Raw genomic sequence first — 24,023 nt, 5'->3', positions numbered from 1 at the left:
AGGTACGACCTCGTGAGTCGTGCCTGCGGATACTTATGCAGGGCCCATACCCAATGCAAGATCCAGAGCGCCTGGTGGCGTCAAAGCGTGGCACGAACGTACCTTAATGTCGCATCCGTATAACTTCTGACGCATTTGACCGTTTGCGACTGGTTTTTTCGGTGCAAATTAAGCCCCAAAACGGTGCGCTACCTGCGTGATTCGCGCCGGATTGGGGCCGGGTGTTACTTATTTATACCCACACCATAGAAGGGGGTTAGACCGAACGGACTGATCTTGAAGTCGGTGACTTCCTTGCGCAGTGGCTGGAACACCGTGGAGTTGGCGATCGGCGTGATCGGCACCTGCTGTTTCAGGATCAGTTGCGCCTGTTGATACAGTTTTACCCGTTGCGATTTATCGGTGGATACCTTGGCCTGCTGCACCAGCTTGTCGTAGGCAGGTTCGCACCACTTGGCGTAGTTGCTGCCTTTCACCGCCGCGCAGCTGTAAAGCACCCCCAGCCAGTTGTCCGGATCGCCGTTATCGCCGGTCCAGCCGTAGATCATCGCGTCATGTTCGCCGTTCTTGGCACGCTTGATGTACTCACCCCATTCATAGCTGACGATGTTGGCCTTGATGCCGATCTTCTCCCAATCCTGCTGGATCATTTGTGCCGACATCCGCGCATTCGGGTTCGAAGCGCGCTGCACGGTCATGGCCCAGAGGTTGATGGTTGTACCCGGTGCAACCCCGGCTTCCTTGAGTAGCGCCCTGGCTTTTGCAGGGTCGTGCGGCGCGTCTTTAATGTCTGGATCGAACGACCATTGCGCGGGAGGCAGGGCGTTTTGCGCCAACTGCCCGGCACTCTGGTAAACCGCCTTGATGATCGCCGGTTTGTCGATGGCCATATCGAGTGCCTGGCGCACTTTGAGCTGATCCAGCGGCGGATGGGTGGTGTTGTAGGCGAGGAAACCGAGGTTGAAACCGGCCTGCTTCAACACCCGCAAATTCGGGTCTTTTTCCATCACTTCGATGTCGGCCGGGCGCGGGTAGCCGCTGACCTGGCATTCGCCGGTCTTGAGCTTTTGCAGGCGTACGGCGGCGTCCGGGGTGATCGAGAACACCAGGTTGTCGAGCTTCACGTCCTCGGGTTTCCAGTAGTCCTTGTTCGCCGCGTAGCGGATCTGCGCGTCCTTCTGGTAACGCTTGAACACGAACGGGCCGGTGCCGACCGGTTTCTGGTTGAGGTCGGCGGCTTTGCCTTCCTTCAGCAGTTGGGCGGCGTATTCGGCCGATTGCACCGAGGCGAAGCTCATGGCGAGGTTTTGCACGAAGGCGGCGTCGACGTTGTTCAGGTTGAAGCGCACGGTGTTTTCGTCGAGTTTTTCCACGGATTTGATCGTGGTGTTCAGGCCCATGTCGGTGAAGTACGGGGATTCCGCGGGGTAGGCCTTGCGAAAAGCGTTCTCCGGGTCGAGCAGGCGCTGGAAGGTGAAGAGGACGTCGTCGGCGTTGAAGGTTCGGGTCGGGGTGAAGTATTCCGTTGTGTGGAATTTCACGCCTTGGCGCAGGTGGAAGGTGTATTGGAGCCCGTCCGGGCTGACGTCCCAGTGGGTTGCCAGACCGGGTTCGACTTCGGTGCCGCCGCGTTTGAATTGGGTGAGGCGGTTGAAGACGGTTTCGGCAGAGGCGTCGAAGTCGGTGCCGCTGGTGTATTGGCTGGGGTCGAAGCCGGCGGGGCTGGCTTCGGAGCAATACACCAGGGTCGTTGCTGCGTTGGCGATTGGGGTTATGGCGGTCAGGGCCAGGGTGATCAGGAGTGGTTTCAGGGTGGATCTTTGCATGTGTGGCCCGTGGGGTCTTTAGGTGGTTATTCCTTGAGGTTAGCGGGGATTTGGGGGGGGCGGAAATATCGTTTTTTGAGGGGGTGCGTCTATCTCGGTATATCTGGCGTTCTTTGGGCATATCCGTTTCTTCGGGGGCTGCGGTTTATGGTTCCGCCCTTACGGCGGGTCACTTTTTACAAACGCCTAAAAAGTAACCAAAAACGCTTGCTCCTGCGTTCGGCCCGCTCGCTGAGGCTCGGGGTTCCTTCGCTCCGGGATTCATCCGGGGGGCATCGCCTACGGTTTGCTTCGCTGCACCTCCTCTCGATGTGTTTGGCTTCGCCAAACGGTCGCTGCGCTCCCACCCCCGGATAAATCCCTCCACTCAGCCTTCCGACGTCGCCAAAAGATCAAGAGCTTTACTCGAGCTAACGCTCATCGTGTTGAGTGGTGGGAAGCGGGAAGCGGGAAGCAACTGCGGACTGTTTGATCGTTCCCACGCGCCGCGTGGGAATGCAGCCCGGGACGCTCCGCGTTCCATTTTCGGATGTTTAAAGATGTGTTGGATTCATCGAACCTTCCCACAAGGTTTTCAGGTTGTCCGTCGGAAGCACGGTCTCTAGTCTTTGGTTGTCGCTGCCAATTCAGCGACCGGGAGTGAGATCCCGGCTATTCATTTGGATACTTGTGCGAGCCCCTTCATAATCGCCGCCAGTTTAGACTGTCCGCGATTCTTTATGGCGGCTGTGTACGGGTGGACGAATGTCCTGCCGGGTATCCATACCGGTGATCTCACCCCGTACATAGCTGCCACCTCTTCTTCGAGTGAGATCGGGAAAAGTGGCTCCATAACCTGGAGAAATTGCTACATGGATAAGCTGATACCCGACCCACCCCTCGAATCACCCACGCCCCTCGAAGAAGCCATGCGCGCCGAAGACCTCGCCCGCAACCGCGAAGCCATCAAACGCGCCCTCGACTATTACCTGTGCCCCAACCCTTCCAAACCGCGCCCGAGCACGATGTATATGGTCACGCCCAACGTCGACACCGAAAGCCTGCTGGCCAACGCCTGCGAATCCCTGGCGTCGGCCAGTACCATTGCGAGCAGTTTCGCCAATGAGCTCAGCGGTTCGCAGCGCAGTACGGCGCTCGGGATCCAGCAGATCATCATGCTGGCCGAGCTTGCAGTGAACCGCGCGCTGGACCGGGTTGATCCGCAAGCCTGACGACCACGTTATTGTTCATCGCGGGCAAGCCCGCTCCCACAGGGTCGTGCGCGATTTCAATAAATCCGCAGAACTGGCGGGAGCGGGCTTGCCAGCGATGACGGCAGAGCTGACAACACAAATCCCAGGCACAAAAAAACCGGCGATCATCACTGCTCGCCGGTTTTTCATTCAGCCGTCACTCAATCACTGCATCAACACTTCAATCGAGCCGTCAGCGGTCAGGCTGACCTGGCTGGTGCCGGCTTCGACTTCAGGCGTGACCGGTGCGGCGTCCATGCCGGCAGCTTTCATCATCATCGGGGCGCGCATGTAGGGTTGCGGGAAGCCGTTGCTGTTGAGGTTCAGGTTGACGATTTTGTAGCCCTTGCCGCCCAGGGCGTCGGTAGCCAGTTGGGCGCGGGCCTTGAAGGCGGTGACGGCTTCTTTGAGCAGTTGGTCTTCGCTGGCCTTGCGGGTCGGGTCGGCGATGGCGAAGTCCATGCCGCCCATTTTCAGGTCGGTCAGCAACTCGCCGGTGAGTTTGGACAGGGCGGCGAAGTCGGCGCTTTCCAGGCGCAGTTCGGCGCGTTCACGCCAGCCGGTGATTTTCTGGCCCTTGGTGTCGTAGATCGGGTAGCTGTTGCGGCTGCCCTGGCGCAGGGTGATGTCTTTGACCTGCTTGGCCTGGGCGAGGGCCTTGTTCATGGTGGTGCTGACGTCGGCGGCGAGTTTGGCAGGGTCAGTGTTTTGTTCTTCGGTGTAGAGGGTCACGATCATCAGGTCGCGGGCCACTTCCTGGCTGACTTCGGCGCGCAGGGAAATCTGGTTGTAGTGCAGCTCATCGGCGGCCAGGGCCGGAAGGCTGGCGATGCTGCCGACGGTCAGGGCGAGAAGGGCGGCGCTGCGGCGAAATGTGTGCATGAAAGCTCCTTGATGAGGGCGCAGGTGATGGTTCGGGGGCCTGCGTGAAACCATCAGACTCTAGCTTTTATGATCCGGTTCGCCCAGTTACAACTTCTATACAGATGCGAGCGTGCGCCGTCCGTCGTATAGGACGGGATACCTGTTGGTTCTGACAGTAGACGGATTTCGTCGGTGGATCGAGCATGTTTGTGAGCCGCCATTGCACTCGGCTTCAAACACGACAATTGCGAATAAGGAAATTGAAGATGAATGCACAAGAACGAGCAGATGCAGGCGCTCAAGGTTATTCAGTTCGGCTCCAGGAGCGAAGTCCCGGCAATTTTTCGTATTGGGTTTTCCTCAATAACAACGAGGTCGGCGGCCCATTTGGATCAGAGCACGAGGGTTGGAGTCACGTGAAGATGCTGCAGACAAAGGGGTCGTACGGAATGGGAAACTGACGAGTCCCGCAAACCGGCTTTCAAGAGCAGATCGCCGGTTTTTTGCGCGTCAGGTCGCTGTGTGCAAGGCCGGTGACCGCCCGTAGTGAAGGCGCCCTTATAGCGGCAGAAAATCTTTGCGCCATGTGGTCGTTTGCCGCACTTTCGCCTCTGGAGCCCGCGCCTTGGTTATACTCCGTGCGATCCGCCTGGAGCGCTCATCAGGAGAGCTCATGCTCGCCCCCGTACAATTGACTTCCGCGACTCGCCAGAACCTCTGGCGGCTGACTTTCATCCGCACCCTGGTGCTTGCCGCGCAGGCCGGCTCCGTGGGCCTGGCCTACTGGCTGGAATTGTTGCCGTTGCCGTGGGTGCAGCTGGTAATGACCCTCGGCTGTTCGATTTTGCTGTGTGTGTTCACCGCCGTGCGTCTGCGCACTTCGTGGCCGGTGACCGAACTCGAATACGCGTTGCAACTGGCCTGCGATCTGGTTATCCACAGTGCCTTGCTGTATTTCTCCGGTGGTTCGACCAACCCGTTCGTTTCGTATTATCTGGTGCCGCTGACCATTGCTGCCGTGACGCTGCCATGGCGTTATTCGGTGGTGCTGTCCGGCATTGCGCTGGCCTTGTACACCTTGATGCTGACGCATTTCTACCCGCTGGAAACCCTGCCGGTCGCCCGGGAGAACCTGCAGATCTACGGCATGTGGCTGAGCTTCGCGCTGGCAGCGGCGGTGATTACCTTCTTCGCCGCGCGCATGGCTGAAGAGCTGCGTCGGCAGGAAGAGTTGCGCGCGATCCGCCGTGAAGAAGGCCTGCGCGATCAGCAATTGCTCGCCGTGGCGACTCAGGCCGCTGGCGCCGCCCATGAACTGGGCACGCCGCTGGCGACCATGAGCGTGTTGCTCAACGAAATGCAGCAGGATCATCACGACCCGATGCTTCAGGAAGACCTGAAGGTGCTGAAGGATCAGGTGAAACTCTGCAAGGAGACCCTGCAACAACTGGTGCGAGCCGCCGAAGCCAATCGCCGGATGGCGGTGGAAATGCAGGACGTCACCGAGTGGCTCGACGAAGCGCTCAATCGCTGGCACCTGATGCGCCCGGAAGCCAGTTATCGCTTCCAGCGTTTGGGCCAGGGCCCGCTTCCGCGTGTGGCACCGCCGCCGGATCTGACCCAGGCACTGTTGAATCTGTTGAACAACGCCGCCGACGCCTGCCCGGAAAACCTTCAGGTGACCCTGGACTGGACCGCTGAAGACCTGACCATCAGCATCCGCGATCATGGCGCCGGTGTGCCGCTGGCCATCGCCGAGCAGATCGGCAAACCGTTTTTTACCACCAAGGGCAAAGGTTTCGGCCTGGGCCTGTTTTTGAGCAAGGCCAGCGTGACACGCGCCGGCGGCTCAGTGAAACTCTATAGTCATGAGGAAGGCGGCACGCTCACCGAGCTGCGCCTGCCCCACGGCGCCCGAGGAGAGCAACATGAGTGACGAAATCCAAGTCGAAGGCGAAGAACTGCCGCATTTGCTGCTGGTCGATGACGACGCGACCTTCACCCGGGTGATGGCCCGCGCCATGGCCCGTCGTGGTTTCCGCGTCAGCACCGCCGGCTCCGCCGAGGAAGGCCTGACCATTGCCCAGGCCGATCTGCCGGACTATGCCGCGCTGGATCTGAAAATGGACGGCGACTCCGGTCTGGTGCTGCTGCCGAAGCTGCTGGAACTGGACCCGGAAATGCGCGTGGTGATCCTCACCGGTTACTCGAGCATTGCCACCGCGGTCGAAGCGATCAAGCGCGGCGCCTGCAATTACCTGTGCAAACCGGCTGACGCCGATGACGTGCTGGCAGCGCTGCTGTCCGAGCACGCCGACCTCGACAGCCTGGTGCCGGAAAACCCGATGTCGGTGGATCGCCTGCAGTGGGAGCACATCCAGCGCGTGCTGACCGAACACGAAGGCAACATCTCCGCCACTGCCCGCGCCCTGGGCATGCACCGCCGCACCCTGCAGCGCAAACTGCAGAAACGCCCGGTTCGTCGCTGAACCTGCGCTGAACGACCATCGCCAGCCCTCGCGATAAAACGCGCCGATCATCTATGATCGGTGCGTGTCTGTTCTTTTCTTTATCGAGCCTTTTCCATGAATCAGAACGCTGAATATTCCGCGGTCAACGATACTGTGCGCGGGCAGTTTTTTCGCAAGGTGTGGGCCATGACCACGCCTTATTGGCGCAGCGAAGAGAAGGGCAAGGCCTGGACGTTGCTGATCGCCGTGATCGCGCTGACGCTGTTCAGCGTGGCGATCTCGGTGTGGATCAACAGTTGGTACAAGGATTTCTATAACGCCCTGCAGAAGAAGGACGAGGCGGCGTTCTGGCAGTTGATCCTGTATTTCTGCGGCATCGCGGCGGTGGCGATCCTCGGCGCGGTGTATCGCTTGTACCTGACTCAGATGCTGACCATCCGCTGGCGGGCATGGCTCACCGAGAACCATTTCAAGCGCTGGCTCGGGCACAAGAACTACTACCAGCTGGAGCAGGGCGGCTACACCGACAACCCTGACCAGCGGATTTCCGAAGACCTCAATACCTTCACCAGCAACACCTTGAGTCTGGCCCTGGGCTTGATCCGCACGGTGGTCAGCCTGGTATCGTTCTCGATCATTCTGTGGGGCGTGTCCGGCAGCATCGAAGTCTTCGGCATCGAGATTCCCGGCTACATGTTCTGGTGTGCGCTGCTGTATGCGGCGGTCGGCAGCTGGCTGACGCACCTGATCGGTCGACGCCTGATCGGCCTGAACAACCAACAACAACGCTTCGAAGCTGACCTGCGTTTCTCCATGGTGCGGGTGCGTGAAAACGCCGAGAGCATTGCGCTGTACAACGGCGAGCCGAACGAGAATCGTCGCCTGAGCAACCGCTTCGGGCTGGTCTGGCACAACTTCTGGGACATCATGCGCGTGTCCAAGCGCCTGACGTTCTTCACCTCGGGTTACGGCCAGATCGCAGTCATCTTTCCGTTCATCGTCGCAGCGCCCCGTTACCTGACCGGCAAGATCGAGCTGGGTGAGCTGATGCAGATCAACTCGGCATTCGGCAACGTGCAGGAGAACTTCAGCTGGTTCATCAACGCCTATGCGGAACTCGCGGCGTGGCGCGCCACCTGTGATCGTCTGCTGAGCTTCCGCCAGGCGATGACCGACAACGAAGAGCGTGCCCCCGCCATTGATGTGCAGAATCAGGGCGACGAACTGAAGGTTCATAACCTCGGCCTCGATCTGGCCGACGGTCGTCATCTGCTGACCAGCGCCGACATGACCGTGGAGCAGGGCGAACGGGTGATGCTCAGCGGTCGTTCCGGCAGTGGTAAATCCACGCTGCTGCGGGCGATGGGCCATTTGTGGCCGGCCGGGCACGGCAGCATTCGCTTGCCGGCTTCGCGTTATCTGTTCCTGCCGCAAAAGCCGTATCTGCCGATCGGCACCCTGCGGGACGCCTTGAGTTATCCACAACCGGGCGACACCTACGCGTCTGAGCGTTATGCACAAGTGCTGGAGACCTGCCGCTTGCCGCATCTGGTGGCTCGACTGGACGAGGCCAATCACTGGCAGCGCATGTTGTCGCCGGGTGAACAACAACGTCTGGCCTTCGCCCGCGCGCTGCTCTATGCACCGCAATGGCTGTACATGGACGAAGCGACGTCGGCGATGGATGAAGAAGACGAAGCCACGCTGTATCAGGCGCTGATCGACCAGTTGCCGGGCCTGAGCATCGTCAGCGTCGGCCATCGCAGCAGTCTCAAGCGCTTCCATCCACGGCATGTGCGCATCGACAGTGGTCACCTGGTTGAGCAGAACGTGACCGCCTGATATATCCACACTTCCCCTGTGGGCGCTGGCTTGCCAGCTCCCCAGGATGTGTGTGGAAACGGAAAGTGATCGTACAACCCGCTTGAGCTATGATGCCCACAAGCCGAATTTTCGAGACAAGATGCAGACCATGGAAAACCTGATCGACACCCCGCGACTCCCTCGCAAGCGCCGTAGCCTGGCTCAGGAACTGGTGACGGTGCTGACCGAGCAGATCCGCGCCGGCCTGCTCAAGCGCGGCGACAAGTTGCCGACCGAGTCGGCGATCATGGAAGCCCATGGCGTCAGCCGCACCGTGGTGCGCGAGGCGATTTCCCGGTTGCAGGCGGCGGGGCAGGTGGAAACTCGTCATGGCATCGGCACCTTCGTGCTCGATACGCCGAGCCCGAGCGGTTTCCGTATCGACCCGGCGACCGTGGTGACTCTGCGTGACGTGTTGGCCATTCTCGAATTGCGTATCAGCCTCGAAGTCGAATCGGCCGGCCTCGCCGCGCAGCGCCGCAGCACCGAACAACTGGCCGCCATGCGCGCTGCGCTCGATGCACTAAACGAAAGCGTGGCCCACGCCAGCGATGCCGTGGCGTCGGACTTTCAGTTCCACCTGCAAATCGCGCTGTCCACCGGCAACCGCTACTTCACCGACATCATGACTCACCTGGGCACCAGCATCATTCCGCGCACGCGGCTGAACTCAGCGCGCCTGGCCCATGACGATCAACAGCACTACATGAATCGCCTGAGCCGTGAGCACGAGGAAATCTACGACGCGATCGCCCGCCAGGATTCCGATGCCGCCCGTGCGGCCATGCGCCTGCATTTGACCAACAGCCGGGAAAGACTGCGCCAGGCACATGAAGAGGCGCAGGCGCAGGAAGGCTGAGGGTTACGGTTTCACTTCGGTAGTGAGGTAATCCACGCGTTCGATGGACTCATCGAAGTTGAGCAGGAATGTTTTCTCCTCGACTCTGAAGCGCTGTCCCGGGAGTCCTTCGTATTCAATGCAGTCCCCCCGATTGACGTGAAGGTCGAACGTCGTTGCATCCTTTATCTCTATCAGGCTCTTTTGGATTCCGGCAGGAAAGTGGAATCGGTGAACAATGTTCATATGACCCCTCATTGGTTCAGTAACTATTGAATGTTCCAGTAGCGACTGCGCCCGGGCCAGGAGGGGCGCAGGCGCGGGGGTAATGGTTGCCTAGTGTTCGAGTTGAACTGTCAGCAACGGGGATGACTCAGCGCTACCGTTGTTTCTGGTGACGGTGTAATGCAGATCGGCCTTGGCACCGGGAACAAGTTTTTTCTCAAAGACATCTTTGGAGATGACGAAGATAACGGGGTCTCCCATCTCGACGGTGGTCAGTACATGGGAGTTTGCCCATTCGTTTCCGGTCGAGGTCTGCACGTGCATCGTAATCCTGTCGCCAACAGCGGCTTGAGGGAAAGGCGGCACGACACCGTGAGCGGCTTTTAAGTACTCCATTCTTGGCTTCCTTGAGCTTCGGCGCCGCCAAGGCTTTGACTTGTGCAGTCATGATCAAACTCCTTTTCACATCCGTTTGAACCCTTTCAAGAGCGCAGCCATTTGTTGCGCTGGCGGAGCCGATTCGTTAACTCCTCAGCGATTGAATCCGGGAATGGATGTGCACGGCACCTGTTAGAAATAACAGTCTCGATGAACGGTCGATATCATTTGGAATGGCGTGCCAGGGCTACGCGCAATGGCAGGATCAGGACTCGATGTAGAGTTTCAACGGCTCCGAACACGGCTCCAGACTGGATTCATCGGCAAATTTGTAGCGCAGCTCGACGGTGCTGTTCAGGTACTTTTCCAGCTCGAACTTCGGGATGCTCAGCTCGATTCCGGTCAGGCCGACCATGTCATCGAGTGCGTCATCCCAGACGCCGGTCGGCTCCGACAGGCCCTGCCATTCAGGATCTTCCGGATCATCGCCGAGGATCGGATATACATCCCAGTTCGGCGGGGTGTCCTGGCCATCGGGCACGCGAACGATCAGGTGGTCATCCAGCGTCGACAGCCGCAGGATGATCGAGTCGCTGGCGTGATCGGGGAATTGCGGAAGGTGTGCCGCGGCAAACGTCATGTTTCGCTCTCCTTGAAAGATCTGCTGCGATCCTTCGCGGCAGTCGTCGCACTCTACCCGGCGAATCGGTGAGGCGCGCCGGGGCAATCTTGTCCGGGCATTTCAGCGCTTGGGCAGAATCGAACGATCGACCCTGACCGCGAGTTTGCCGGGGGCGGGCCGGACGTCGAACGTTGCCTGACCCTGAGCATCCACCGACGCCCGGGCGATGGCCACGCCATCGCGCAGCAATTGCAGCGGCGCACCTTTCATTGATTGGCCCGAGGCCAGTTCCAGTTTCAATTTGATGGTCATCGAATCGCTCCTTAATTCGTGTTGCCGGTCGGGTGATAGTCCTTGAGCAGCAGGTAAGTGCTCCAGCCCCACCAGTCGTCGACGGTGGAGGTGTCGTTGAGGTTGTTGACGTCCTTGCGCCGCAGGACCTTATTGCCCTGAAGACGGAACAGTGGCGAGAAATTGTTGGCCGGATCCAGCACGGCGGTCAGGTCCGGCAGTCGTTGCAGCGCGTTGAAGGTGGTCGGCACGTTGCCGCTTGAATAAGCGGCATACACCTCGTCCGCCGAATCCTGTACGGCTTGATTCACCTGATGGCGGTTGTCGATGTCCGCGGCATCGAAGTAGCGCTTGTCACCGAACGCCCGCCATTGCTCACCATATCCGTTGCGCACCTTGAGCCCGAACTTGCTGTCTTCGTCGTGCATGAAACGGGTGATCAGCGAGCCCAGATCGCTTGGCGTCACCGCGGCGGCCATGGCCTTGCGTGGCACCCGCAAGTGTCCGGAGGAAAACAGGTCGGTGAGGTAGTGGTCGGCGAACGCATTCATCGCGTAGGCCCGTTCCAGTTGCCGTTCGTCCTGGCTGGCGTGGGCGGCAGCGGCGGTTTGCAGCGCAACGGTGTGCCCGGCGATGTAGGCCAGTCGGGCCCATTCGCCGAAATGGTCGGCGTTGTTCGCCGCCAGTTTCAGATAGCGGCCGAGCGGGAACAGTGCCGAGACGAAACTGCCGCCGCCGGTGATTTTGTTCCACTCTTCCGACAACGTATCTCCTAAAGCGTCGTAGGCCTCATGAGGTTGCTTGCCGTCCTTGATCGCCTGTTTAACCGCGTCGATCTCCTTTTGCATGATCGCGAGAATCTGTGTCGCTTCGGCCTTTGAAGCCGGGAGCGCGGCGAGGGTGTCGAAGGCTGCCGTGAAGCGCTGAAGGCGATCTGCCGCAGAAGCGCCTTCGTTGATCGGCCGATCAACGACGCCATAGAAATCACCGCCCAGTGCCAGTACCTGGCCGTAGGTCAGCGCCAACCCGTTCGGCAGATGCAGGGGCACGTTTTGCGCCAGTACCGGCTCGGCATTTTCAACGAAACGCAGCAAGGTGTTATCGCCGATAACCGTGTGTTCCGCACCTTCGAAGCGCAACTGCGGTTTGCCCTTCAAGGCGTGAGCGGGCAGGGGGGCGACGGGGGCGACATCGCTGTGCGAGTCGGCGATATGCAACAGCATATGCGGATTCTCTGCACTGAAAGCGATGCCGCCGGGGGTGAAAAGATCATCGAAACGGGCGATGACCGGTGTGGTTTTTTCAACGCATGTGGTTTGAAGACCGGACATTTCTTTCTCCTTGATATGTCGTCGGCAGGTTTTATTTAGCTGTATGTATATACAGTTAAATCGAGCCTAGTCGAGAAATCTCCTACGTCAAAAAGAAATCCTGTCCGACAAAAAATCCTCCCAGCGATGAAATGCAGTTGACGGTTATCTTTTAAGTTGTACGATGACCTACAACTTCAGCGAAGGCTGAACGGTCCACTCAAAAAAAACGTTGCTACCAGGGTGTTCGAATAATGAATCCACAAGAACTGAAGTCCATCCTCTCCGCCGGCCTGCTGTCGTTCCCGGTGACCGATTTCAATGCCCAGGGCGATTTCAATCGCGCGGGCTACATCAAACGCCTGGAATGGCTGGCCCCGTACGGTGCTTCAGCCCTGTTCGCCGCCGGTGGCACCGGTGAATTCTTCTCCCTGGCTGCCAGCGAATATTCGGAAATCATCAAGACTGCCGTCGACACCTGCGCCAGCAGCGTGCCGATCCTCGCCGGTGTCGGCGGCTCGACCCGCCAGGCCATCGAATACGCTCAGGAAGCCGAGCGTCTGGGCGCCAAAGGTCTGTTGCTGCTGCCGCACTACCTGACCGAAGCCAGCCAGGACGGCGTTGCCGCCCACGTTGAAGCGGTGTGCAAATCGGTCAACATCGGCGTGGTGGTCTACAACCGCAACGTCTGCCGCCTGACCGCGCCGCTGCTGGAACGTCTGGCCGAGCGCTGCCCGAACCTGATCGGTTACAAGGACGGTCTGGGCGATATCGAGTTGATGGTGTCGATCCGTCGTCGCCTCGGCGATCGCTTCAGCTACCTCGGCGGTCTGCCGACCGCCGAAGTCTATGCCGCTGCCTACAAGGCGCTGGGCGTGCCGGTCTACTCGTCGGCGGTGTTCAACTTCATCCCGAAAACTGCGATGGACTTCTACCACGCCATTGCCCGCGAAGATCACGCCACCGTCGGCAAGATCATCGACGACTTCTTCCTGCCGTACCTGGACATTCGCAACCGCAAGGCCGGTTACGCCGTGAGCATCGTCAAGGCAGGCGCCAAAATCGCCGGCTATGACGCAGGCCCGGTGCGTGCGCCGCTGACCGACCTGACTGGCGAAGAGTACGAAATGCTCGCTGCGCTGATCGACAAGCAAGGTGCGCAGTAACACACCTCTATAAACAAGGCCGCTGAGCAATCAGCGGCCTTTTGCGTCAGGAGAATGATTCGTGACCAAGCGCTATGACAACTACATCAACGGTGAATGGGTCGCCGGCAACGATTACTCGGCGAACATCAACCCGTCCGAACTGAGCGATACCATCGGCGATTACGCCAAGGCTGACCTGGCTCAAGTCAATGCCGCCATCGACGCCGCTCGCGCTGCATTCCCGGCGTGGTCGACTTCGGGCATTCAGGCCCGCCACGATTCGCTGGACAAAGTCGGCACTGAAATCCTCGCCCGCCGCGAAGAACTCGGCACCCTGCTGGCCCGGGAAGAGGGCAAGACCCTGCCGGAAGCCATTGGTGAAGTGACCCGCGCCGGCAACATCTTCAAGTTTTTTGCCGGTGAATGCCTGCGTCTGTCCGGCGACTACGTGCCGTCGGTGCGTCCGGGCGTGAACGTCGAAGTCACCCGCGAAGCCCTGGGTGTGGTCGGCCTGATTACCCCGTGGAACTTCCCGATTGCCATCCCGTCGTGGAAAATCGCCCCGGCCCTGGCCTACGGCAACTGCGTAGTGTTGAAGCCAGCAGATCTGGTGCCGGGTTGCGCCTGGGCCCTGGCCGAAATCATCTCCCGCGCAGGCTTCCCGGCCGGCGTGTTCAACCTGGTGATGGGCAGCGGTCGCGTGGTCGGTGAAGCGCTGGTCAACAGCCCGAAAGTCGACGGCATCAGCTTCACCGGCTCCGTCGGCGTGGGGCGGCAGATCGCGGTCAACTGCGTGTCGCGCCAAGCCAAGGTTCAGCTGGAAATGGGCGGCAAGAACCCGCAGATCATTCTCGACGACGCCGACCTCAAGCAGGCGGTCGAGCTGTCGGTACAGAGTGCGTTCTACTCCACCGGCCAGCGTTGCACCGCCTCGAGCCGACTGATCGTCACTGCCGGGATTCACGACAAGTTCGTCGAAGCCATGGCCGAACGCATGAAGTCGATCAAGGTCGGTCACGCGCTGAAGGCCGGCACCGACATCGGCCCGGTGGTATCGCAAGCACAGCTTGAACAGGACATGAAGTACATCGACATCGGTCAGTCCGAAGGTGCGCGTCTGGTCAGCGGCGGTGCTCTGGTGACCTGCGACACCGAGGGCTACTTCCTCGCGCCGACCCTGTTCGCCGACAGCGAAGCGTCGATGCGCATCAGTCGCGAAGAGATCTTCGGCCCGGTGGCCAACATCGTCCGCGTGGCCGATTACGAGGCTGCGCTGGCCATGGCCAATGACACCGAATTCGGTCTGTCGGCGGGCATCGCCACCACATCGCTGAAGTACGCCAATCACTTCAAGCGTCATTCCCAGGCCGGGATGGTGATGGTCAACCTGCCGACCGCCGGTGTCGATTACCACGTTCCGTTCGGTGGCCGTAAGGGGTCATCCTATGGCTCACGTGAGCAAGGCCGCTATGCGCAAGAGTTCTACACGGTCGTGAAGACCAGCTACATCGGTTCGTAAGTCGCTGCACCCGCGCAGGGCTATTGCCAAGGCCTTGCGCGGCACAAGACCAAAGAATGTTTACCCGCATAAAAATAATCAGTGGGAGTACATCTACATGCAATCGTCCAAGCCGACTCACGTCCGCTATTTGATCCTGCTCATGCTGTTTCTGGTGACCACGATCAACTATGCCGACCGTGCCACCATCGCGATCGCCGGTTCCAGTTTGCAAAAAGACCTCGGCATCGACGCGGTCACCCTCGGCTACATCTTCTCTGCTTTCGGTTGGGCCTACGTGGCCGGGCAAATTCCCGGCGGCTGGCTGCTCGATCGTTTCGGCTCGAAAAAAGTCTATGCCCTGAGCATCTTCACCTGGTCGCTGTTCACCGTGCTGCAAGGCTTCGTCGGTGAGTTCGGCATGTCCACGGCCATCGTCGCGCTGTTCATGCTGCGCTTTCTGGTGGGCCTGGCCGAGGCGCCATCGTTCCCCGGCAACGCGCGCATTGTGGCGGCCTGGTTCCCGACCGCCGAACGCGGCACCGCTTCGGCGATCTTCAACTCGGCGCAATACTTCGCCACCGTGTTGTTCGCGCCGCTGATGGGCTGGATCGTGTTCTCCTTTGGCTGGGAGCACGTGTTCATCGTCATGGGGATTCTGGGCATCGTGTTCTCGCTGGTCTGGCTGAAGGTTATCCACAGCCCGCGTCAACACCCGATGGCCAACGAAGCGGAAGTGAAGTTCATCGCCGACAATGGCGGCATGGTCGACATGGACCAGAAACAAGGCAAAAAGGCTGACGGCCCGAAGTGGGATTACATCCGCCAGTTGCTGACCAATCGCATGATGCTCGGCGTTTACCTGGGCCAGTACTGCATCAACGGCATCACCTATTTCTTCCTGACCTGGTTCCCGGTGTACCTGGTGCAGGAGCGCGGCATGACCATCCTCAAGGCCGGTTTCATTGCCTCGTTGCCGGCGATCTGCGGCTTTATCGGTGGCGTCCTCGGCGGGGTGATTTCCGATTACCTGCTGCGCAAGGGCCACTCGCTGACCTTCGCCCGCAAGGCGCCGATCATTGCCGGCCTGCTGGTTTCGAGCAGCATCGTGGCCTGCAACTATGTCGACGTTGAATGGATGGTGGTCGGTTTCATGGCCCTGGCGTTCTTCGGTAAAGGCGTGGGTGCGCTGGGCTGGGCAGTGGTGTCCGACACTTCGCCGAAACAGATCGCCGGTCTGAGTGGTGGTCTGTTCAACACCTTCGGCAACATCGCCTCGATCACCACCCCGATCGTCATCGGCTACATCATCAGTTCCACCGGTTCGTTCAAATGGGCGCTGGTGTTCGTCGGTGCCAACGCACTCGTGGCGGTGTTCAGCTACCTGGTGATCGTCGGCCCGATCAAACGTGTGGTCCTTAAAGAGCCGCCAACCCAAGGCGGTTCCGAAGCCACCGGCAAATTGTCTCAAGCGCATTCCTGAGGAGCGGCGTCATGCAGTTGATTGAACATTCCGACTCGCCGCGCTACATCCGCCTGCACGAGCGGGACAACGTAGTGGTCGTGGTCAACGACCAGGGCGTGCCGGCCGGCACCGCCTTTGCCGATGGCCTGGTGACGGTGGATTTTGTGCCGCAGAGTCACAAGGTCAGCCTCGTGGATATCCCCGAGGGCGGCACGGTGATTCGCTACGGCCAGATCATCGGTTATGCGTTGCAGCCGATTCCCCGGGGCAGTTGGGTCAAGGAAGATCAACTGCGCATGCCGACCGCGCCACCGCTGGACAGCCTGCCGCTGTCCACCGAAGTGCCGGACGCCCCCGCGCCGCTGGAAGGCTTCACGTTCGAGGGGTATCGCAACGCCGACGGCACCGTCGGCACGCGCAACATCCTCGGGATCACCACCACCGTGCAGTGCGTCACCGGGGTGCTGGATCACGCGGTGAAGCGGATCAAGGACGAACTGTTGCCCAAGTACCCGCACGTCGATGACGTGGTGGCACTGACTCACAGTTACGGTTGCGGCGTGGCCATCACGGCCACCGACGCCTACATCCCGATCCGCACCGTGCGCAATCTGGCGCGCAACCCGAACCTCGGCGGCGAGGCGCTGGTCATCGGTCTGGGCTGCGAGAAATTGCAGGCCGGGCAGGTGATGCACGAGGACGATGCCTCGGTGGATCTGAGCGAGCCCTGGCTGTATCGCTTGCAGGACTCCAGTCACGGTTTCACCGAGATGATCGAGCAGATCATGGCACTGGCCGAAGTCCGCCTGAAGAAGCTTAACCAGCGCCGCCGGGAAACTGTGCCGGCGTCCGAGCTGATCCTGGGCATGCAGTGCGGCGGCAGTGATGCGTTTTCCGGCATTACCGCCAACCCCGCGCTCGGTTACGCCTCGGACTTGCTGCTGCGGGCGGGGGCGACAGTGATGTTTTCCGAAGTCACCGAAGTGCGTGATGCGATTTACCTGCTGACCTCCCGCGCCCAGACCAAAACCGTTGCCGAAGAACTGGTGCGCGAGATGGACTGGTACGACCGCTATCTGGCCAAGGGCGAAGCGGATCGCAGCGCCAACACCACGCCGGGCAACAAGAAGGGCGGGTTGTCGAACATTGTCGAGAAGTCGTTGGGCTCGATCGTCAAATCCGGCAGCAGTGCGATCAGTGGTGTGCTCGGCCCTGGGGAACGCTTCAAGCAGAAGGGTTTGATTTTCTGTGCGACGCCGGCCAGTGACTTTGTCTGCGGCACCTTGCAATTGGCGGCGGGGATGAACCTGCATGTGTTCACCACCGGGCGCGGCACGCCTTATGGTCTGGCCATGGCGCCGGTGGTGAAGGTTTCGACCCGTACCGAGTTGGCGCAACGCTGGCCGGATCTGATCGACATCGATGCCGGGCGGATCGCTACCGGGCGCGCGACTATCGAGGAGTTGGGCTGGGAGTTGTTTCACTACTACCTGGATGTGGCGAGCGGCAAGCAGCAGACGTGGGCGGAGAAGCACAAGCTGCATAACGACATTACGTTGTTCAATCCGGCGCCGATTACCTGAGTCTGTTGATCGTTCCCACGCGCTGCGTGGGAACGCCTCCTGTGACGCTCCGCGTCACGATTTTGGACGCGGAGCGTCCCCGGCTGCATTCCCACGCAGACGGTTCGACGCTTCGACGTGGGAACGATCAGGGTGAAAGTGGCTTATCATTAGGCCCCTAACGACGCTCACCTCCAAGGCTCCCCGGCATGCTGGCTATCTTCCTCGAAACCCTGAACATCACCGCGCCGGTATTTGCCATGCTGTTTCTGGGGGTGCTGCTCAAGCGTATCGACTGGATCAACGACAACTTCATCCACACGGCTTCGTCGCTGGTGTTCAACGTCACCATGCCGGCGCTGCTGTTTCTCGGCATTCTGCATGCCGACCTGCACGCCGCGCTGCAGCCGGCGCTGCTGATCTATTTCGCCCTCGCCACGCTGGTCAGTTTTGCCATGGCCTGGGGCTGGGCGATTTTCCGTTGTCCGCGTGAAGATCGCGGCATTTATACCCAGGGTGCGTTCCGCGGCAACAACGGGGTCATCGGCCTGGCACTGGCGGCGAGCATGTATGGCGACTACGGGATTTCCCTCGGGGCGATTCTCGCGGCGCTGGTGATCCTGTTCTACAACACCCTGTCGACCATCGTGCTGGCGGTGTACAGCCCGGTGATCAAGTCCGACCCGTGGAGCATCTGCAAAAGTGTGGTCAGCAATCCATTGATCATCAGCGTGATCGCGGCGGCGCCGTTCGCTTATTTCAAGATCGGTCTGCCGGGCTGGCTGGAAACCTCCGGTCAGTACCTGGCGCAGACCACGCTGCCGCTGGCCCTGATCTGCATCGGCGGCACGCTGTCGCTGGCGGCGCTGCGCAAGAGCGGCAACATGGCGCTCAGTTCAAGTCTGGTGAAGATGATCGGCCTGCCGGTGATCGCCACGCTGGGCGCATGGCTGTGGGGCTTTCGCGGGGCGGAGCTGGGGATTCTGTTTCTGTACTTCGGCAGCCCGACCGCCGCCGCCAGTTTTGTCATGGCCCGTGCGGCGCAGGGCAACCATGAACTGGCGGCGGCGATTATTGTGCTGACCACATTGATGGCGGCGATCACCACTAACGTCGGGATCTTCTTCCTGCAGTGGGGCGGGTGGATCTGAGGCCGGCGGTTACTCGGGCTTCTGGTAACTGTCGATCACTTCCTGCGCCGCGCGAAACGCATCGATCGCCGCCGGTACGCCGGCGTACACCGCGCAATGCAGCAGCGCTTCGCGGATCTCTTCAACGGTGCAGCCGTTGTTCAACGCGCCGCGCACGTGGCCTTTCAACTCTTGCGGGCACTTCAATGCGGTCAGCGCGGCGAGGGTGATCAGGCTGCGGGTTTTCAGCGGCAGACCTTCGCGATTCCACACACCGCCCCAGGCATGTTCGTTGACGAAGTCCTGCAACGGTTGGGTGAACTCGGTGGCGTTACCCAGTGCGCGGTCGACAAACACGTCGCCCATTACCTGACGGCGGACTTCAACCCCGGATTTCTTCGATTCGGTCATGGCACATCCCTCTTGTGGTGTTGGCGGCGCCAGGCGCGGACGGACGTGAAGAACAGAAACGTCAGCAGCGTCGGCAGCACATAGAACAGCATCAATCGCTCAAGTTTGCCGGCCAGTGGCATGCCGGTGGTGAACGACACCACGTGCAGCCCGTACGCCAGGTACAAGCCAAGCAGCAAAAGGCCTTCAGCCCGGGTCACGCGGTAGCCGGAATAGAACACCGGCAGGCACAGCAACGCGACGCCGAGCATCACCGGCAGGTCGAAATCCAACGCGTTTGGCGACACCGACAACGGTGTCGGTGCGATCAGCGCGGTGAGGCCCAGCACCCCAAGCAGGTTGAACAGGTTGGCGCCGATCACGTTGCCCACGGCGATGTCCCGTTGACCGCGCAACGCAGCAATGAGCGAGGTGGCGAGTTCCGGCAGCGAAGTGCCGACCGCGACCACCGTCAGGCCGATGACCCGTTCGGAGAACCCCAGGTCAGTGGCGACGACCACGGCGGCGCCCAGCAGCAGGTGCCCGGCAAACACGAGCATGCCCAGGCCACCGACAATCATCAGCAGGCTGGTGAGCCACGGCGCCTGCGGATCGTCGGGTTGACGGGTATGCGGACGGGTCGAGTGCCGCGACTGACGCAGCAGCAGCCCGAGGTAAAGCGCCAGGGCGCCGAGCAGCAGAATACCGTCGAAGCGCCCGAGTTCTTCATTCCACGCCAGTACAAACACCAGCAGGCTGGCGCCGATCATCAACGGGATGTCGAGGCGCACCAATTGCCGCGACACCCGCAGCGGAATGATCAGCGCCGACAGGCCAAGGGTGACGAGAATGTTGAAAATGCTGCTGCCGATCACGCTGCTGACGGCGATGTCGGGCGTGTGCGCCTGCACGGCTTGCAGGCTGACGGCCATTTGCGGGGCACTGCTGCCGAGGGCGACGATGGTCAGGCCGATGATCAGCGGTCGTACATGCAGGCGCGCGGCCAGGCGCACGGCGGCGCGCACCATCAACTCGGCGCCGGCGATCAGCAGGAACAGCCCGCTGAGCAACTCGATCACGCTGATCAGGGGTAAGTCGGTCAGTCCGAAAATGGTGGACGCTCCATCAGTCGTCGAGGGCCTGGACGCGAACCCGGGCGGTTCCACTGCGCAGCATACCGAGCTGTTCGGCCGCTGCCCGTGAAACATCGATCAATCGGCCACGAGTGTGCGGGCCGCGGTCGTTGATGCGGACCACGACGGATTCATCGTTTTTCAGGTTGGTGACCTTCACCCGGGTGCCGAACGGCAACTGGCGGTGGGCGGCGGTCAGGGCATTCTGGTTGAACGCTTCGCCGCTGGCGGTGCGTTTACCGTGGTGTTTGGCTCCGTAATAGGAGGCGACGCCGGTCTGGTCGTAACCGTGCGGGTCGATGGTGTCGGTGCTGGCGCAACCGGCCAGCAAAGAGAGCAGGGCGCAGGCGCCGAGCAGACGTTTCATTCAAAAGCTCCCAAGTGATCGTTCCCACGCACCCGCGTGGAAATGTACCCCGTGACGCTCGGCGTCATACCGCAATGGACGCGGAGCGTCCGAGGCGGCATTCCCACGCAGAGCGTGGGAACGATCCTCAGGCGCGGGGCCATCGTCAGCCTTCGAGCTTGCTTTTCAGCAGTTCGTTCACTTGCTGCGGGTTGGCCTTGCCTTTGGAGGCTTTCATGGCCTGACCGACGAAGAAGCCGAACATCTTGCCGCGCTTGGCTTCGTCTGCCGCACGGTATTGCTCGACCTGCTCGGCGTTGGCCGCGAGCATTTCGTCCAGCACCGCCGAGATTGCGCCGGTGTCGGTCACCTGCTTCAGGCCGCGCTTTTCGATGATCTCGTCTGCGCTGCCTTCGCCGTTGGCCATCGCTTCGAACACCACCTTGGCGATCTTGCCGGAGATGGTGTTGTCCTTGATGCGCAACAGCATGCCGCCCAGTTGCTCGGCCGAAACCGGCGAGTCCTCGATGTCCAGGTTCTGCTTGTTGAGCAGGCTGCCCAACTCGACCATCACCCAGTTCGCCGCCAGTTTGGCGTCGCCGCCGATGCTGGCGACTTTCTCGAAGTAGTCCGCCTGCTCACGGCTGGTGGCCAGCACGTTGGCGTCGTAGGCCGACAGACCGAAGGCACTCTGGAAGCGCTCGCGTTTCTGCGGGGGCAGTTCCGGCAGGGTGGCGCGCACGTCGTTGAGGAACGAATCCTCGATGACCACCGGCAGCAGGTCCGGATCGGGGAAGTAACGGTAGTCGTTGGCTTCCTCCTTGCTGCGCATCGGACGGGTTTCGTCCTTGTTCGGATCGTACAGACGGGTCTGCTGGATCACTTTGCCGCCGTCTTCGATCAGGTCGATCTGACGCTGGATCTCGGAGTTGATCGCCTTCTCGATGAAGCGGAACGAGTTGACGTTCTTGATCTCGCAGCGGGTGCCGAACTCGACCTGACCTTTCGGACGGACCGACACGTTGCAGTCGCAACGCAGCGAGCCTTCGGCCATGTTGCCGTCGCAGATGCCCAGATAACGCACCAGCGCGTGGATCGCCTTGACGTAGGCCACGGCTTCCTTGGCGCTGCGCATGTCAGGTTCGGAAACGATTTCCAGCAGCGGCGTGCCGGCACGGTTCAGGTCGATGCCGGTGGCGCCGCTGAATTCTTCGTGCAGGCTCTTGCCGGCGTCTTCTTCCAGGTGCGCGCGGGTGATGCCGACGCGTTTGACCGTGCCGTCTTCCAGGGCGATGTCCAGGTGGCCCTTGCCGACGATCGGCAACTCCATCTGGCTGATCTGGTAGCCCTTCGGCAGGTCCGGGTAGAAGTAGTTCTTGCGGGCGAACACGTTGTGCTGACCGATCTCGGCGTCAATCGCCAGACCGAACATCACTGCCATGCGCACCGCTTCCTGGTTGAGCACCGGCAGCACGCCGGGCATGCCCAGATCGATCAGGCTGGCCTGGGTGTTCGGCTCGGAGCCGAACTGGGTGGAACTACCGGAAAAGATTTTCGACCGGGTGGTGAGCTGGGTGTGAATCTCCAGCCCGATCACGACTTCCCATTGCATGTGTGTCTCCTCAGAAGCCGGTTGGGGTGCGAGTGTGCCAGTCAGTGTTCAACTGATACTGATGCGCAACGTTGAGCAAACGGCCTTCCTGGAAATACGGAGCGAGCAGTTGCACGCCGACCGGCAGACCGTCGACGAAACCGGCCGGCATCGACAGGCCCGGCAGGCCCGCGAGGTTGGCGGTAATGGTGTAGACGTCTTCCAGGTAGGCAGCGACCGGGTCGCTGTTCTTGGCGCCGAGTTTCCAGGCCGGGTTTGGCGTGGTCGGGCCGAGGATGACGTCAACTTCATTAAATGCCGCCATGAAGTCGTTCTTCACCAGGCGACGGATCTTCTGCGCTTTCAGGTAGTAGGCGTCGTAGTAACCGGCGGACAGTGCGTAGGCACCGACCATGATCCGGCGCTGCACTTCGGCACCGAAGCCTTCGCCACGGGAGCGCTTGTACAGGTCTTCCAGGTTCTTCGGGTCTGCGCAACGGTGGCCGAAGCGCACGCCGTCGAAACGCGACAGGTTCGAGGACGCTTCTGCCGGGGCGATCACGTAATAAGCGGGGATCGCGTGCTGCATGTTCGGCAGGCTGATTTCCTTGATCACGGCACCGAGCTTCTGCAGCTCTTTAATGCTGTTCTGGATCAGGTCGGCAATGCGCGGGTCGAGACCGGCACCGAAGTATTCCTTCGGCACACCGATGCGCAGGCCTTGCAGCGAGCCGTTCAGACCGGCGGTGTAGTCCGGCACTGGCTCATCGATGCTGGTGGAGTCGTTCGGATCGAAGCCGGCCATGCCTTGCAACAAAATCGCGCAGTCTTCGGCGGTGCGAGCCAGAGGGCCGCCCTGATCGAGGCTGGAGGCGTAAGCGATCATGCCCCAGCGCGACACACGACCGTAGGTCGGCTTCAGGCCGGTGAGGTTAGTGAACGCAGCCGGCTGACGGATCGAACCGCCGGTGTCGGTGGCCGTAGCGGCTGGCAACAGACGAGCAGCAACAGCGGCAGCCGAACCACCGGACGAACCGCCGGGCACGTGTTCGAGGTTCCACGGGTTTTTCACCGCGCCGTACCAGCTCGACTCGTTGGCCGAACCCATGGCGAATTCGTCCATGTTGGTCTTGCCCAGGGTCACGGTGCCGGCGGCGGCCAGCTTCGACACCACAGTGGCGTCGTACGGGGCCTTGAAGTTGTCGAGCATCTTCGAGCCGCAGCTGGTGCGGATGCCCTGGGTGCAGAACAGGTCCTTGTGGGCGATCGGCGCACCCAGCAAGGCGCCGCTCTCACCCTTGGCCCGGCGCGCGTCGGCGGCTTTCGCCTGCTCGAGGGCCAGTTCTTCGGTGAGGCTGATGAAGCTGTTGAGCTGCGGATCGAGCTGGGTAATGCGCGCCAGCAGGACTTTGGTCAGCTCTTCGGAAGAAAACTTTTTATCGGCGAGACCGCGGGCGATCTCGGCCAGAGTCAATTGATGCATTGCAGGCTCTTTCCCTTTAGTCGATGACTTTCGGAACCAGGTACAGGCCGTTTTCGACCGCTGGTGCGATGGACTGATAAGCCTCGCGGTTATTGCTTTCGGTCACGACGTCGGCGCGCAGGCGCTGACTGGCTTCCAGCGGGTGGGCCAGCGGTTCGATACCGTCGGTATTGACCGCCTGCATTTCGTCGACCAGCCCGAGAATGCTGTTGAGGGCCGAAGTGATGTGTGGAAGATCGGCGTCATCAAGGCCAAGGCTGGCCAGATGAGCGATTTTTTCCACGTCGGAGCGTTCTAGCGCCATCGGGTTTCTCCAGTGGAAAACAGGACGGACGGCGTCCGTGTGTTAGATTGTCG

23 protein-coding genes are annotated in these 24,023 nt (G+C 60.7%); 10 read left to right on the top strand and 13 right to left on the bottom strand.

Annotated elements, in window-relative coordinates:
- Nucleotides 1-224: 224 nt before the first annotated feature.
- A complete protein-coding gene (locus tag ACKJSM_RS19755) occupies nucleotides 225-1,826 on the bottom strand; it encodes an ABC transporter substrate-binding protein (protein ID WP_236182904.1) in 1,602 nt (533 codons plus the stop codon).
- Nucleotides 1,827-2,677: 851 nt separating this feature from the next.
- Between ACKJSM_RS19755 and ACKJSM_RS19750 the strand changes: the two genes are divergently transcribed.
- On the top strand, nucleotides 2,678-3,037 hold the full coding sequence (locus ACKJSM_RS19750) for a DUF6124 family protein (protein ID WP_410238596.1): 360 nt from the start codon (nucleotides 2,678-2,680) through the stop codon (nucleotides 3,035-3,037).
- Nucleotides 3,038-3,223: 186 nt separating this feature from the next.
- Here ACKJSM_RS19750 and ACKJSM_RS19745 read toward each other — a convergent pair whose 3' ends face one another.
- The gene (locus ACKJSM_RS19745) at nucleotides 3,224-3,940 is read right to left on the bottom strand and encodes an SIMPL domain-containing protein (RefSeq protein WP_236178114.1); all 717 of its coding nucleotides are present in this window, start codon (nucleotides 3,938-3,940) and stop codon (nucleotides 3,224-3,226) included.
- Nucleotides 3,941-4,595: 655 nt separating this feature from the next.
- Between ACKJSM_RS19745 and ACKJSM_RS19740 the strand changes: the two genes are divergently transcribed.
- The 4 genes from ACKJSM_RS19740 to ACKJSM_RS19725 all read left to right on the top strand — a co-directional run bounded on the left by ACKJSM_RS19740 (nucleotide 4,596) and on the right by ACKJSM_RS19725 (nucleotide 9,115).
- The gene (locus ACKJSM_RS19740; protein WP_007953651.1) at nucleotides 4,596-5,858 is read left to right on the top strand and encodes an ATP-binding protein; all 1,263 of its coding nucleotides are present in this window, start codon (nucleotides 4,596-4,598) and stop codon (nucleotides 5,856-5,858) included.
- Complete coding sequence (locus tag ACKJSM_RS19735; RefSeq protein ID WP_003221630.1) at nucleotides 5,851-6,411, top strand: response regulator transcription factor; 561 nt, start codon at nucleotides 5,851-5,853, stop codon at nucleotides 6,409-6,411. Before ACKJSM_RS19740 ends, ACKJSM_RS19735 begins: the two co-directional genes overlap by 8 nt.
- A 96-nt stretch (nucleotides 6,412-6,507) precedes the next feature.
- Nucleotides 6,508-8,235, top strand: coding sequence for an ABC transporter ATP-binding protein/permease (locus tag ACKJSM_RS19730; protein ID WP_236178115.1), 1,728 nt, complete (start codon nucleotides 6,508-6,510; stop codon nucleotides 8,233-8,235).
- Nucleotides 8,236-8,365: 130 nt separating this feature from the next.
- Nucleotides 8,366-9,115 carry a FadR/GntR family transcriptional regulator gene (locus tag ACKJSM_RS19725; RefSeq protein ID WP_236178116.1) on the top strand — a complete coding sequence of 250 codons (750 nt, stop codon included), beginning with the start codon at nucleotides 8,366-8,368 and terminating at the stop codon, nucleotides 9,113-9,115.
- 3 nt (nucleotides 9,116-9,118) lie between these two features.
- Here the strand turns inward: ACKJSM_RS19725 and ACKJSM_RS19720 are convergent, their stop codons facing one another.
- From ACKJSM_RS19720 to ACKJSM_RS19700, 5 genes are all read right to left on the bottom strand, one after another.
- On the bottom strand, nucleotides 9,119-9,340 hold the full coding sequence (locus ACKJSM_RS19720; protein ID WP_236178117.1) for a hypothetical protein: 222 nt from the start codon (nucleotides 9,338-9,340) through the stop codon (nucleotides 9,119-9,121).
- A 90-nt stretch (nucleotides 9,341-9,430) separates the two neighbouring features.
- Complete coding sequence (locus ACKJSM_RS19715) at nucleotides 9,431-9,715, bottom strand: hypothetical protein (RefSeq protein ID WP_410238595.1); 285 nt, start codon at nucleotides 9,713-9,715, stop codon at nucleotides 9,431-9,433.
- 247 nt (nucleotides 9,716-9,962) lie between these two features.
- Entirely contained in the window at nucleotides 9,963-10,337 is a 375-nt protein-coding gene (locus tag ACKJSM_RS19710; protein ID WP_236178119.1) for a hypothetical protein, read from the bottom strand.
- 102 nt (nucleotides 10,338-10,439) lie between these two features.
- Nucleotides 10,440-10,631 carry a hypothetical protein gene (locus ACKJSM_RS19705; RefSeq protein WP_236178120.1) on the bottom strand — a complete coding sequence of 64 codons (192 nt, stop codon included), beginning with the start codon at nucleotides 10,629-10,631 and terminating at the stop codon, nucleotides 10,440-10,442.
- An 11-nt stretch (nucleotides 10,632-10,642) separates the two neighbouring features.
- A complete protein-coding gene (locus ACKJSM_RS19700; RefSeq protein WP_410238594.1) occupies nucleotides 10,643-11,941 on the bottom strand; it encodes a phospholipase in 1,299 nt (432 codons plus the stop codon).
- Between the two features lie 233 nt (nucleotides 11,942-12,174).
- Here ACKJSM_RS19700 and kdgD point away from each other — a divergent pair, with 233 nt between their 5' ends.
- The 5 genes from kdgD to ACKJSM_RS19675 all read left to right on the top strand — a co-directional run bounded on the left by kdgD (nucleotide 12,175) and on the right by ACKJSM_RS19675 (nucleotide 18,744).
- The gene (gene kdgD, locus ACKJSM_RS19695) at nucleotides 12,175-13,086 is read left to right on the top strand and encodes a 5-dehydro-4-deoxyglucarate dehydratase (protein ID WP_011332448.1); all 912 of its coding nucleotides are present in this window, start codon (nucleotides 12,175-12,177) and stop codon (nucleotides 13,084-13,086) included.
- Nucleotides 13,087-13,147: 61 nt separating this feature from the next.
- Entirely contained in the window at nucleotides 13,148-14,587 is a 1,440-nt protein-coding gene (locus tag ACKJSM_RS19690) for an aldehyde dehydrogenase family protein (RefSeq protein ID WP_039769256.1), read from the top strand.
- 97 nt (nucleotides 14,588-14,684) lie between these two features.
- Complete coding sequence (locus tag ACKJSM_RS19685) at nucleotides 14,685-16,049, top strand: MFS transporter (protein WP_236178123.1); 1,365 nt, start codon at nucleotides 14,685-14,687, stop codon at nucleotides 16,047-16,049.
- 11 nt (nucleotides 16,050-16,060) lie between these two features.
- Entirely contained in the window at nucleotides 16,061-17,614 is a 1,554-nt protein-coding gene (gene garD / locus ACKJSM_RS19680) for a galactarate dehydratase (protein WP_410238593.1), read from the top strand.
- A 188-nt stretch (nucleotides 17,615-17,802) separates the two neighbouring features.
- Nucleotides 17,803-18,744 carry an AEC family transporter gene (locus ACKJSM_RS19675; RefSeq protein WP_410238592.1) on the top strand — a complete coding sequence of 314 codons (942 nt, stop codon included), beginning with the start codon at nucleotides 17,803-17,805 and terminating at the stop codon, nucleotides 18,742-18,744.
- 9 nt (nucleotides 18,745-18,753) lie between these two features.
- Here ACKJSM_RS19675 and ACKJSM_RS19670 read toward each other — a convergent pair whose 3' ends face one another.
- From ACKJSM_RS19670 to gatC, 6 genes are all read right to left on the bottom strand, one after another.
- A complete protein-coding gene (locus ACKJSM_RS19670) occupies nucleotides 18,754-19,134 on the bottom strand; it encodes a carboxymuconolactone decarboxylase family protein (RefSeq protein WP_150595055.1) in 381 nt (126 codons plus the stop codon).
- Nucleotides 19,131-20,192, bottom strand: coding sequence for a calcium/sodium antiporter (locus ACKJSM_RS19665; protein ID WP_410238591.1), 1,062 nt, complete (start codon nucleotides 20,190-20,192; stop codon nucleotides 19,131-19,133). The genes ACKJSM_RS19670 and ACKJSM_RS19665 overlap by 4 nt, the downstream gene beginning before the upstream one ends.
- Before the next feature lie 46 nt (nucleotides 20,193-20,238).
- Nucleotides 20,239-20,613 carry a septal ring lytic transglycosylase RlpA family protein gene (locus tag ACKJSM_RS19660; protein WP_236178127.1) on the bottom strand — a complete coding sequence of 125 codons (375 nt, stop codon included), beginning with the start codon at nucleotides 20,611-20,613 and terminating at the stop codon, nucleotides 20,239-20,241.
- Nucleotides 20,614-20,758: 145 nt separating this feature from the next.
- Nucleotides 20,759-22,204 (bottom strand): Asp-tRNA(Asn)/Glu-tRNA(Gln) amidotransferase subunit GatB, encoded by a 1,446-nt coding sequence (gene gatB / locus ACKJSM_RS19655; protein WP_114881417.1) that lies wholly within the window; start codon nucleotides 22,202-22,204, stop codon nucleotides 20,759-20,761.
- Between the two features lie 10 nt (nucleotides 22,205-22,214).
- Entirely contained in the window at nucleotides 22,215-23,666 is a 1,452-nt protein-coding gene (gene gatA / locus ACKJSM_RS19650) for an Asp-tRNA(Asn)/Glu-tRNA(Gln) amidotransferase subunit GatA (protein WP_410238590.1), read from the bottom strand.
- Between the two features lie 16 nt (nucleotides 23,667-23,682).
- On the bottom strand, nucleotides 23,683-23,970 hold the full coding sequence (gatC, locus tag ACKJSM_RS19645; RefSeq protein ID WP_236178129.1) for an Asp-tRNA(Asn)/Glu-tRNA(Gln) amidotransferase subunit GatC: 288 nt from the start codon (nucleotides 23,968-23,970) through the stop codon (nucleotides 23,683-23,685).
- Nucleotides 23,971-24,023 lie beyond the last annotated feature (53 nt).

This window comes from Pseudomonas sp. PHC1 (genome assembly GCF_046487845.1).
In the GTDB taxonomy this organism is placed as follows: domain Bacteria; phylum Pseudomonadota; class Gammaproteobacteria; order Pseudomonadales; family Pseudomonadaceae; genus Aquipseudomonas; species Aquipseudomonas sputi.
This window is presented reverse-complemented; position numbering and strand designations above follow the sequence as displayed.